General features: G+C 69.1%; 12 protein-coding genes and 2 pseudogenes. 11 read left to right on the top strand and 3 right to left on the bottom strand.

What is annotated here, in order from left to right; all coding sequences use genetic code 11:
* The first annotated feature begins 125 nt into the window (after positions 1–125).
* The 9 genes from hppD (at position 126) to JWP65_RS11975 (ending at position 7,009) form a co-directional block, all read left to right on the top strand.
* A complete protein-coding gene (hppD, locus tag JWP65_RS12015; RefSeq protein WP_299763987.1) occupies positions 126–1,217 on the top strand; it encodes a 4-hydroxyphenylpyruvate dioxygenase in 1,092 nt (363 codons plus the stop codon).
* Complete coding sequence (locus tag JWP65_RS12010) at positions 1,214–1,753, top strand: VOC family protein (RefSeq protein WP_299763985.1); 540 nt, start codon at positions 1,214–1,216, stop codon at positions 1,751–1,753. The genes hppD and JWP65_RS12010 overlap by 4 nt, the downstream gene beginning before the upstream one ends.
* Positions 1,754–1,761: 8 nt before the next feature.
* Positions 1,762–3,030 (top strand): fumarylacetoacetase, encoded by a 1,269-nt coding sequence (gene fahA / locus JWP65_RS12005; protein ID WP_299763989.1) that lies wholly within the window; start codon positions 1,762–1,764, stop codon positions 3,028–3,030.
* Entirely contained in the window at positions 3,030–3,902 is an 873-nt protein-coding gene (gene phhA, locus JWP65_RS12000; protein WP_299763983.1) for a phenylalanine 4-monooxygenase, read from the top strand. The genes fahA and phhA overlap by 1 nt, the downstream gene beginning before the upstream one ends.
* On the top strand, positions 3,902–4,597 hold the full coding sequence (locus JWP65_RS11995) for an SDR family NAD(P)-dependent oxidoreductase (protein WP_299763981.1): 696 nt from the start codon (positions 3,902–3,904) through the stop codon (positions 4,595–4,597). The genes phhA and JWP65_RS11995 overlap by 1 nt, the downstream gene beginning before the upstream one ends.
* A gap of 297 nt (positions 4,598–4,894) precedes the next feature.
* Positions 4,895–5,203: a hypothetical protein gene (locus tag JWP65_RS11990; RefSeq protein ID WP_299763979.1), complete on the top strand. Its 309-nt coding sequence runs from the start codon at positions 4,895–4,897 to the stop codon at positions 5,201–5,203.
* An 89-nt stretch (positions 5,204–5,292) separates the two neighbouring features.
* Complete coding sequence (locus JWP65_RS11985; protein ID WP_299763977.1) at positions 5,293–5,982, top strand: response regulator transcription factor; 690 nt, start codon at positions 5,293–5,295, stop codon at positions 5,980–5,982.
* Between the two features lie 206 nt (positions 5,983–6,188).
* Positions 6,189–6,569 carry a fluoride efflux transporter CrcB gene (crcB, locus tag JWP65_RS11980; protein ID WP_299763975.1) on the top strand — a complete coding sequence of 127 codons (381 nt, stop codon included), beginning with the start codon at positions 6,189–6,191 and terminating at the stop codon, positions 6,567–6,569.
* An 83-nt stretch (positions 6,570–6,652) separates the two neighbouring features.
* On the top strand, positions 6,653–7,009 hold the full coding sequence (locus tag JWP65_RS11975) for a hypothetical protein (protein WP_299763972.1): 357 nt from the start codon (positions 6,653–6,655) through the stop codon (positions 7,007–7,009).
* Between the two features lie 3 nt (positions 7,010–7,012).
* On the opposite strand, the gene JWP65_RS11970 is transcribed toward JWP65_RS11975, so the two are convergent.
* A complete protein-coding gene (locus tag JWP65_RS11970) occupies positions 7,013–7,285 on the bottom strand; it encodes a SapC family protein (protein WP_299763970.1) in 273 nt (90 codons plus the stop codon).
* Between the two features lie 176 nt (positions 7,286–7,461).
* On the opposite strand from JWP65_RS11970, the pseudogene JWP65_RS11965 reads away from it, so the two are divergent.
* Positions 7,462–7,590, top strand: a pseudogene (locus JWP65_RS11965) (SapC family protein); the annotation flags it as partial.
* 32 nt (positions 7,591–7,622) lie between these two features.
* Here JWP65_RS11965 and JWP65_RS11960 read toward each other — a convergent pair.
* The gene (locus tag JWP65_RS11960) at positions 7,623–8,930 is read right to left on the bottom strand and encodes a hemolysin family protein (protein WP_299763968.1); all 1,308 of its coding nucleotides are present in this window, start codon (positions 8,928–8,930) and stop codon (positions 7,623–7,625) included.
* A gap of 47 nt (positions 8,931–8,977) precedes the next feature.
* Here JWP65_RS11960 and JWP65_RS11955 point away from each other — a divergent pair, with 47 nt between their 5' ends.
* Positions 8,978–9,805, top strand: coding sequence for a symmetrical bis(5'-nucleosyl)-tetraphosphatase (locus JWP65_RS11955; protein ID WP_299763966.1), 828 nt, complete (start codon positions 8,978–8,980; stop codon positions 9,803–9,805).
* A gap of 107 nt (positions 9,806–9,912) precedes the next feature.
* Here the strand turns inward: JWP65_RS11955 and JWP65_RS11950 are convergent.
* A pseudogene (locus tag JWP65_RS11950) lies at positions 9,913–10,214 on the bottom strand (ATP-dependent helicase); the annotation flags it as partial.

Here is a 10,214-nt window from a genome sequence, read left to right as displayed (position 1 = left end):
CGGCGAACACCTCGCACGCAGCGTGCGCGGCGTCCCCGGTGCGCCTCCTGCCTGACGCACGCCCCGCGGCAGTGCGCCGCGCCCGTCCGTCTTCCTTCCTTTTTTCCGCTTCGCAGGAGTCTGCCATGGCCGATCTGTTCGACAACCCCATGGGACTGATGGGGTTCGAGTTCGTCGAATTCGCTTCCCCCACCCCCAACGTCCTGGAGCCCCTGTTCGAGAAGATGGGCTTCACGCTGGTGGCCCGGCACCGTTCCAAGGACGTGCTGCTGTACCGCCAGGGCGACATCAACTTCATCGTCAATCGCGAACCCAGGAGCCTGGCCGCCTACTTCGCCGCCGAGCACGGCCCGTCCGCCTGCGGCCTGGCGTTCCGCGTCAGGGACGCGCACAAGGCCTATGCGCGCGCGCTTGAACTCGGGGCCCAGCCGATCGAGATCCCCACCGGCCCGATGGAGCTGCGGCTGCCGGCGATCAAGGGCATCGGCGGCGCCCCGCTGTACCTGATCGACCGCTTCGAAGACGGCAAGTCGATCTACGACATCGACTTCGAGTGGCTGCCCGGCGTGCCGCGCCACCCGGAAGGCCACGGCCTGAAAGTGGTGGACCACCTGACGCACAACGTCTACCGTGGCCGCATGGCGCACTGGGCCGACTTCTACGAGCGGCTGTTCAACTTCCGCGAGGCCAAGTACTTCGACATCAAGGGCGAGTACACGGGGCTGACGTCCAAGGCGATGAGCGCGCCGGACGGCCTGATCCGCATTCCACTGAACGAGGAAGCGGGCAAGACCGCCGGCCAGATCGAGGAATTCCTGATGAAGTTCAGTGGCGAGGGCATCCAGCACGTCGCGCTGGCCTCGGACAACCTGATCGAGACGGTGGACAAGCTGCAGATGGCCGGCGTGCAGCTGATGACGGCCCCCAACGACGTCTACTACGAGATGCTGGAAGAGCGCCTGCCCGGCCACGGCCAGCCGGTGGGGGAGCTGCAGGCGCGCGGCATCCTGCTGGATGGCAGCACCGCCGGCGGGCAACCGCGCCTGCTGCTGCAGATCTTTTCGGAAACCATGCTCGGCCCGGTGTTCTTCGAGTTCATCCAGCGCTCGGGCGACGACGGCTTTGGCAACGGCAACTTCAAGGCGCTGTTCGAGTCGCTCGAGCGCGACCAGATCCGCCGCGGCGTTCTCAACATCGACCAGAAGGAAGCAGCATGAAGATCGACCGCATCCACCACGTGGCCTACCGTTGCAAGGACGCCAAGCAAACCGTGCTCTGGTACCAGCAGATGTTGAAAATGGACTTCATGCTGGCCTTCTCGGAAGACCAGGTGCCGTCGACCAAGGCGCCAGACCCGTACATGCACGTCTTCCTGGACGCCGGCAACGGCAACGTGCTGGCGTTCTTCGAGCTGCCCACGCAGCCGGAGATGGGGCGCGATCCGAACACGCCCGCCTGGGTGCAGCACATCGCCTTCAAGGTCAAGACCCGCGAGGAACTGCTCGAGTTCAAGCAGCACCTCGAAGCCAACGGTGTCGACGTGCTCGGCGTGACCGACCACGGCGCCTTCCACTCGATCTACTTCTTCGACCCGAACGGCCATCGGCTGGAGCTCGCGTGCCCGGATCCGCAGGAAGAGGCGCTGAACCAGCGGCTCGATGCCGTGAAGTGGGACATGCTGGAGGAATGGTCGGTGACCAAGCGCGCGCCCAAGCACGGCGCCTTCGTGCACCAGCGGGAGTTCAAGCAGTGAGCGCCACCATGGACTGCAACGATCCCGCGCTGCAAAGCTGGGTCGCGAGCGCCAATGACCCGGCCTGCGACTTCCCGGTCCAGAACCTGCCTTACGGTCGCTTTCGCCGCGCCGGCGATCCCGACTGGTGCATCGGCGTGGCCATCGGCGAGCAGGTGCTGGACCTGCGCCGCGCCGGCCTCATCGACAGCAGCGACATGAACCGGCTGATCCGGCTGGCCCCGCCGGCCCGCCAGGCCCTGCGCGAGACCATCTCGCAAGGCTTGCGCGAAGGCAGCGACCAGCGCGCCAAGTTCCAGGCTGCGCTGGTGCCGCAGGCCGACGTCGAACTGGGCCTGCCGTGCCAGATCGGCGACTACACCGACTTTTATGTCGGCATCCATCACGCGCTGGCCGTGGGCAAGCAGTTTCGCCCAGACGCGCCGCTGCTGCCCAACTACAAGTGGGTGCCGATCGGCTACCACGGCCGCGCCTCCACCATCAACGCCAGCGGCAGCAGCTTCCACCGCCCGCGCGGCCAGACCAAGGCTCCCGATGCGGCGGAGCCGGCCGTCACCGCCAGCGCCCGCCTGGACTTCGAGCTGGAGCTGGGCATCTTGATCGGCCGCCCGAACTCGCAAGGCGCGCCGATCGCGATCGACGACGCCGAACAGCACGTGTTCGGCATCACGCTGTTCAACGACTGGAGCGCGCGCGACCTGCAAGGCTGGGAATACCAGCCGCTCGGCCCCTTCCTGTCGAAGAACTTCGCCAGCACCGTCTCGCCCTGGATGGTGACGCTGGAGGCGCTGGAGCCGTTTCGCAAGCCATGGACCCGCCCCGAGGGTGACCCGCGGCCGCTGCCGTACCTGGACTCGCAATCCAACAGCGAGCGCGGCGCGATCGACATCGGGCTGGAAGTCTGGCTGCAGACGGCGCGGATGGCGCAGGCCGGCCACGCCGGCGACTGCATCAGCCGCTCCAACTTCGCCGATGCCGCCTACTGGACGGTGGCGCAGCTGGTGGCGCACCACACCATCAACGGCTGCGCGCTGGCCAGTGGCGACCTGTTCGGCTCCGGCACCCTGTCGGGCCCCGAGCCGCAACAGGCCGGCTCGCTGCTGGAGTTGTCCGTGGGCGGCAAGCAGTCGCTGCAGCTGTCGAACGGCGAGACGCGCACCTTCCTGCAGGACGGCGACAGCATCATCCTGCGCGGCTTCTGCCAACGCGCCGGCGCGCGCCGCATCGGCTTTGGAGAATGCCGCGGCACGGTGCTGCCGGCGCACCCGGAGGCGTGATGAAGGCGGCCGCACTGCACGGCCTGGCTGCAGGCGCACGGCCGGCCAATGCGGACTGGACCATCCCGCAACGCTGGGAGGACTACAGCGCTGAAGACCATGGCGTCTGGAAGACGCTGTTCGAGCGGCAGACCAGGCTGCTGCCCGGGCATGCCTGCGACGAGTTCGTGGCCGGCATGCAGAACCTGGCCATGGGCGCCGACCAGATCCCCGATTTTCGGCGCCTGTCGGACGTGCTGATGCAGCGCACCGGCTGGCAGGTGGTGGCGGTGCCGGGACTGGTGCCGGACGAGGTGTTCTTCGAGCACCTGGCGAGCCGGCGCTTTCCGGCGGGCCAGTTCATCCGCCAGCCGCACGAGCTGGACTACCTGCAGGAGCCGGACGTCTTTCACGACGTCTTCGGCCACGTGCCGATGCTGATGAACCCGGTGATCGCGGACTTCATCCAGGCCTATGGCCAGGGCGGCCTGCGGGCACTGCGCCTGGGCAAGCTGCCGTACCTGGCGCGGGTCTACTGGTACACGGTCGAATTCGGGCTGGTACGGCAAAAAGAAGGCATCCGCGTCTACGGCGCCGGCATTGCCTCGTCGCGCGCCGAGACGGTGTTCAGCACCGACGACGCCTCGCCCAACCGCATCGCCTTCGAGCTGGAACGCGTGATGCGCACGCTCTACCGCATCGACGACTTCCAGGAAAGCTACTTCGTGCTGGACGGGATCGAGCAATTGCTGCAGCTGGCCAGCATCGACTTTTCGGCAGCCTACGAACGCGTCGCCGCCCTGCCCGACCTGCAGCCCGGCGACGTGCTGCCCACCGACAAGGTGTCGCACCGGGGAACCGGCAGCTACCACGCCAACCGAAAGACACCCTGATGCCGCGCACGGTCATGATCACCGGCGCAGCCGGCAACCTGGGGCGCGCGGTGGCCCAGGTCTTCGCCAGCGAGGGCGACACGCTGGTGCTGGTGGACCGCTCGACCGAAGCGCTGGTGCGGGCTTTCGGCGAGGCCGGCGCGCAGCGCGTGCTGGTCGACGTCGACCTGCTGGACGGCGCGCAGGTGGACGCCGCGGTGGCCAGCGTCACCGACCGCCATGGCGGCATCGACGTGTTGTGCAACCTGGCCGGCGGCTTTTCGATGGGCGCGCCGGTGCACTCGACGCAGGAGGCCGACTGGCAGCGCATGCAGGACCTGAACGTGCGCACGGTGCTGAACACCGCGCGCGCCGTGGTGCCCGGCATGGTGCAGCGCAAGCACGGCAAGATCGTCAACGTGGGCGCCAACGCGGCGCTGCGCGGCGCCGCCGGCATGGGCGCCTATGTCGCGTCGAAGGCGCAAGTGCTGCGGCTGACCGAGACCATGGCGGCCGAACTGCGCGAGCACGGCATCAACGTCAACTGCGTGCTGCCCAGCATCATCGACACGCCGGAGAACCGCGCCAACATGCCCGACGCCGACCCCAAGCGCTGGGTGAAGCCGACGCAACTCGCGGCGGTGATCGCGTTCCTGGCTTCGGATGCGGCGGCTGCGGTGCATGGCGCTTGCCTGCCGGTGACCGGCTTGAGCTGAGCCTCGACGGGCCGGATGCGCCCGCCGCCCCCGCACGGAGTGCAAGCTCTGCTTGGGCATTGCAGCCCGGCCCACCAGAGCGTGGTGGGCCAGCAAGTTTGCACACCTGACGCGACCGCGCCCACATCGCCCACATCTCCCTTCGCGCCCGCCTCGCCCCCAATCCGCCCTTGCCCGACGCCCCGCGCGCCGCCATTCCTACAGGCCGCCCATGGCTGCGCCAGCACGATGGCCTCCATAGCGCAGCCTGCAGTCCTCACCCCGAAGCCTGCAAGCGCGCTGAACCAGGAGAACCTGATGAAAGCGTTTGCCGTCTGTGTCGCATTCGCCGCCGCCGCCGCGGCGCCCGCCTTCGGCCAGGAACTGGTCGCCCGCCAAGGCAACGATTCCGTGCGCCTGTCCGACGCCGCCTGCCAGAGCGAACTGGTGCTGGCGCGCGTGGAGCCCGGCGCGGCCGACGACTACAAGGCCGCCACCGCGCAGTTCCAGGGCCAGACCTTCGTGGCCTGCTGGCGCACCATGGGCGGCGTCGCCCACCTGGTGTACGAAGACGGCGACCAGGGCGTCATCCCGATGCAGGAACTCAAGCCCGCGCTGTCAGCCTGAGGTTCACGGCGCGTGCGCGCCCACGCGGACGCGGCATCGCCTATGCTTGCGGTTACCGGGCGAGCGGCGCCCGGCCTGCCGTACGCCCAATGACCCGAGTGCTGATCGTCGAAGATGACCCCACCACCGCCACCATGCTGGCGGGACTGCTGCGGCGGGAGCAGTGGGACTGCGAGATCCACGGGGAGCTCGGCCCAGCCTGGCAGGCGCTGCGCGCCAGGCCGTTCGATTGCCTGCTGCTCGACCTGTCGCTGCCCGATGGGGAAGGCACCGACTTGCTGCAAAAGGTTCGCCGCAGCACGCCCGGCGAGCTGCCGGACCCCAAGACGCCGGTGCTGATCGTCTCTTCGCGCTCGCAGCTGCGCACCCGCCTGAACGCGCTCGATCTGGGCGCCGACGGCTACGTGACCAAGCCGGTCCATCTGGACGAGGTGGCCGCGGTGATGCGCGCGCTGCTGCGCCGGCGCACCACCTTGTCGGCCGGGCAGATCGTGCACCGCGGCCTGGCCGTGGATCCCAACAGCCGCACCGTGCAACGCGGCGGCGCCGTGGTGGAATTGACGGAGCAGGAATTTGCCGTGCTGCTGGCGTTGCTGGAAGACCAGCCGCGGCCGCTCAGCCGCGCCGACATCCAGGCGCGCAGCGGCAACAAGGTGGGCGACGGCAACGCGGTGGAAGTGCATGTGCACCACCTGCGCCGCAAGCTGGGCGAGAACGTGATCCAGACGGTGCGCGGGGTCGGCTACCGAATGGCCCCGGAGCCTGCGCGCGGCCAGTAGCGCAAGCTGGCGCACTCGCGACGGCGACGGGTGCGCAGCAAGCCGGCGCCGCGATCTGCGGGCTGGGGCCAACCTCCAGCTGGCTTGCCGGCAGGCTGCAGAAGAAGGTCGCGCCGGTGCTGCCCTGCCGGCAGGCTGCCACCGGCTTGCGGCGATTTTTCCAGACATCCTGCGATCCCTGCAGCAAGCCGACGGTATAAAGCGCCATGTTCCTGTCGGTTTTCGCAATCGGTGCCGGCGCCTCCCTGGGCGCGTTGCTGCGCTGGGCGCTCGCAGTGCGCCTCAATCCCCTGTGGCCCAGCTTGCCGCTGGGCACGCTTGCCGCCAACCTGGTCGGCGGCTACCTGGTGGGCGTGGCGCTGGCCTTGCTGGCGCACAAGCCAGGCTGGCCGCCGGAGCTGCGCCTGTTCCTCGTGACCGGCCTGCTGGGGGGCCTGACGACTTTCTCGACCTTCTCGGCCGAAGTGGTCGGCCAACTGCAGGATGGCCAGATCGGCTGGGCACTGGCGACAGCCGGCACCCACCTCATGGGCTCACTGCTGCTCACGGCGCTCGGGCTGGCAACCGTGAGGATGCTGCAGAACTGATACCAAGGGCTTAAGAAAAGGGCTGATCTGAAATGTGACCTTTCGCCTAGCGGCCATGCTCATCAGTAACCCACACTGTGTGCATGCTCACACTGACCCTAGCCACCGTGCGCCGGTTCTTCGGCGCCGGCCGGGGAACCGACAACGACGACGACGACGCCTGGGCGCCGACTGCCTTCGAGCGCGGCGCCGCGCCGGCGGGCGACCTGATCTATCGCCTCAAGTCGTGGCCGGAGCTGCCCGAGATAGGGCGCACCGCCGACATCTACCGCATCTTTTCCGTGATGAGCCAGCGGCCCGTGAGCCGCCACTGGATCCTGGCGCGCTCGCGCATGGCGCCCGGCCAACTCGACCACCTGCTGCTGATGCTGGAGAGCGAAGGCGTGCTGGAAGTGATCGACCCAGCCCGCTTTGCCGGCCGCGAAGCGCTGCAGGCGTGAGTTTCAAGCCGGCGGCGGCAGTGGCGCCGGCTGCATGGCGGCGGTGCGCGCGGCGATGCGCTCCATCAGCGCCTGCATGCTCGACAGCGACACCAGGTGCATCGAGACCAGGTGCAGTTCGCCGGCGCGAAACAGCGTCCGCACGGCGCAGTCCGACAGCGCCGTCAGCTTCTTTTCGTCCACCACGTACACGCTGCCCACGGTGAAGCTGCGCCCGTCCAGCAGGTCGGCCGGGGCGTTCATCTCCGACAGCAGCCCGAATTGCGCGAGCCGCACCGCAGAAGGCTTCGGTGCGCTGAAACCCGTGCTGGTACTGCTTCAGGAAATCCAGCGCGTTGCACAGGAACGGTGTGTCCTGGCCCTGGGCGTCGGACCGGCTCGCCTTCCTGCTCGTTGATGCCCGCCTCGTCGCGTCTTCGCCCGCACGCCGGAGGGCCGCACCATCCAGCGTGATGCTGGGCCTGCGCAACCGGGAAAACCTGTTGGTCGACGACCAAGCCCGCTGGCTGGGCCACTACGTGCCGGCGTTTCGTGCGCGGCGCTATCCGTTCGTGCTGGCCCAGCTGCCGGGGCAGTCGCTGGAGGTCTGCCTCGGGCCCTGGCGGTGTCCTCCTCAGCCCGGTCCCGGGGTGGTCGCCGCTTCGGGCACCGGCCACGCCAGCACCTTGTCGATGCGGCGGCCGTCCAGGTCGACCACCTCGAACACCCAGTCGCCGCAGGTGATGCGCTCGCCCGTTTCCGGCAGGCTGCCCGACACCGCCATCAGCAGGCCGGCCAGCGTGTTGTAGCGGCCCTTGGCTTCCTCCGGCAGGTCGCGGATCTCCAGCCGCGTCTTCAGCTCGGACAGCGGCATCAGGCCGTCCAGCAGCCAGGAGCCGTCTTCACGCTGCACCGCCCAGGACCCCTCGTCGCCGCGCGGCTGCAACTCGCCGGTGATGGCTTCGAGCAAGTCGTGCGGCGTGATCAGGCCCTGCACCACGCCGTATTCGTCCACCACGAACATCAGCCGGGCCGACGCCACCCGGAACTGCTCCAGCAGCTCCATGCCGCTGAGCGTCTCGGGCACGAACACGGCCGGCGTGGCGTGCGGCCCCACCGGGCCTTCGTGCGACGGGCCCAGGGCCAGCAGCTTGGCCACGCTGACCAGGCCGACCACGTCGTCGAGCGAGCCGCGGCAGACCGCGTACCAGGAATGGGCGTCGCCGCGGCCGGCCCGCTCGAGCGCCTCGCGCACCGACAGCGCCGAATCGAGCCACACGATGTCGGAGCGCGGCACCATCATCGAGGTGATCGGCCGGTCGTCCAGGTGGAACACGTTGCGCACCATCTGGTGCTCGTGCTGCTCGATCACGCCGGCGTCCACACCCTCCTCCAGGCTGTGCGCGATCTCCTCCTCGGTCATGCCGCGCGGGGTGGTGGTGTCGATCGCCAGCACCTTGAGCATGGCCTGGGTGGAGGCCGACAGCAGCCAGACGAACGGCTTGGCCGCCTTGGCCACCCAGCGCATCGGTCGCGCCATCAGGCGGGCGACGTTCTCCGGGTAGAGCTGGCCGATGCGCTTGGGCACCAGTTCGCCGAACACGATGGTGACGTAGGTGATGATGATCACGACGATCGCCGTGGCTCCGTACTCCGACGGCCGCGGCGGCACGCCCTGCTCGCGCATCCACAGCGCCAGCTGCGAGCTGAAGGCAGCCTCGCCGATGATGCCGTTGAGCATGCCGATGGAGGTGATGCCCACCTGCACCGTCGACAGGAAATTGGTGGGATGGTCCATCAGCCGCAGCGCGGCCTGGGCGCCGCCGTCACCGCCCTCGGCCATCGCCGCCAGGCGGGCCTTGCGGCTCGAAGCCAGCGCCATTTCGGACATGGCAAAAGCGCCGTTGAGTAGCGTCAGCAGCGCGATCAGCAGGAAATCCATGAATCCGGACAGAATGGCAAGCATTCCAATGTACTGCAAGGCGAGCTATGCATTACCTGGTGGGAGACATCCAGGGCTGCGACGCGCCGCTGGGCAGGCTGCTGGCGAAGCTCGACTTCTCCCCCAGCCGCGACACCCTCTACCTCCTGGGCGACCTGGTGAACCGCGGGCCCGCGTCGGCGGCCGTGCTGCGGCGGCTGATGGCGTACGGCGCTGCGGCCCGGTGCCTGCTGGGCAACCACGACCTGAGCCTGCTGGCCGTGGCGCACGGCGACCGGGCGCCGCACCGCAACGACACCATGGACGACATCCTGGGCGCACCCGACCGCGAGGCGATGCTGGACTGGCTGCGGCACCGGCCCATGGCGCTGCACGCGCACGGGCTGCTGCTGGTGCACGGCGGCGTACTGCCGGCCTGGGACCTGCGGCAGACGCTGGCGCTGGCGGGCGAGGTGGAGACGGCCCTGCGGGGGCCGGCCGTGCTGGATTTTCTCGAACACATGTACGGCAACCAGCCTGCCGGGTGGAGCGACGAGCTGGCCGGCCATGACCGGCTGCGGGTGGTGGTCAACGCGCTGACCCGGCTGCGGTTCTGCACGCCGGAAGGAGTGATGGACCTGCGCGCCAACGGCGGGCTGCAGCAGGCGCCGCCCGGCTACCTGCCGTGGTTCGACGTGCCCGACCGCCGCACGGCCGGCATCCGTATCGCCTTCGGCCACTGGTCGACGCTGGGCCTGCTGGTGCGGCCGGACCTCATCTCGCTGGACACCGGCTGCGTCTGGGGCGGGTGCCTGACCGCGCTGCGGCTGGATGCCGGCGGCGCCCACGAACTGGTCCAGGAGAAATGCGAACAGGCGCAGGTGCCGGGCGAATGAATGCTGCGGCGTCCCCCGCGCAGGCGGGATCCAGGGCAGCCAAAAAGAAAAGCGCCCGGCCGGGCGCTTGCTCGAAAGCAGTGGTTCCCGCCTGGGCGGAAACGCTGCTATTCGCTCTTGACCAAGGCCTCTTCGGGCACGGGGACCGCTTCCGCCTTGAACAGCGCCGCCAGCTTGCGCTTGGGCTTGATGTTGGCCGAAATCCGGTTGGAAGGCTTGCCACTGGCTTCCCACGTGGGGGCGGCTTCGCGCTGCGGCGACTGGTACGGCTGGTCGAAGAACGGGTCGCGCGGACCCTGGCGGGGCGGCTCGCGGCGGCGCTCCGGCGGCGGTGCCGGTGCCACGGCGGCCGGGGTGCGGCGCTCGTCGTCCTCGCCCGCTTCGCGCCAGGCGCGGCGGCCGTCGTTGA

It is taken from the genome of Ramlibacter sp., assembly GCF_028292805.1.
In the GTDB taxonomy this organism is placed as follows: domain Bacteria; phylum Pseudomonadota; class Gammaproteobacteria; order Burkholderiales; family Burkholderiaceae_C; genus Ramlibacter.
This window is presented reverse-complemented; position numbering and strand designations above follow the sequence as displayed.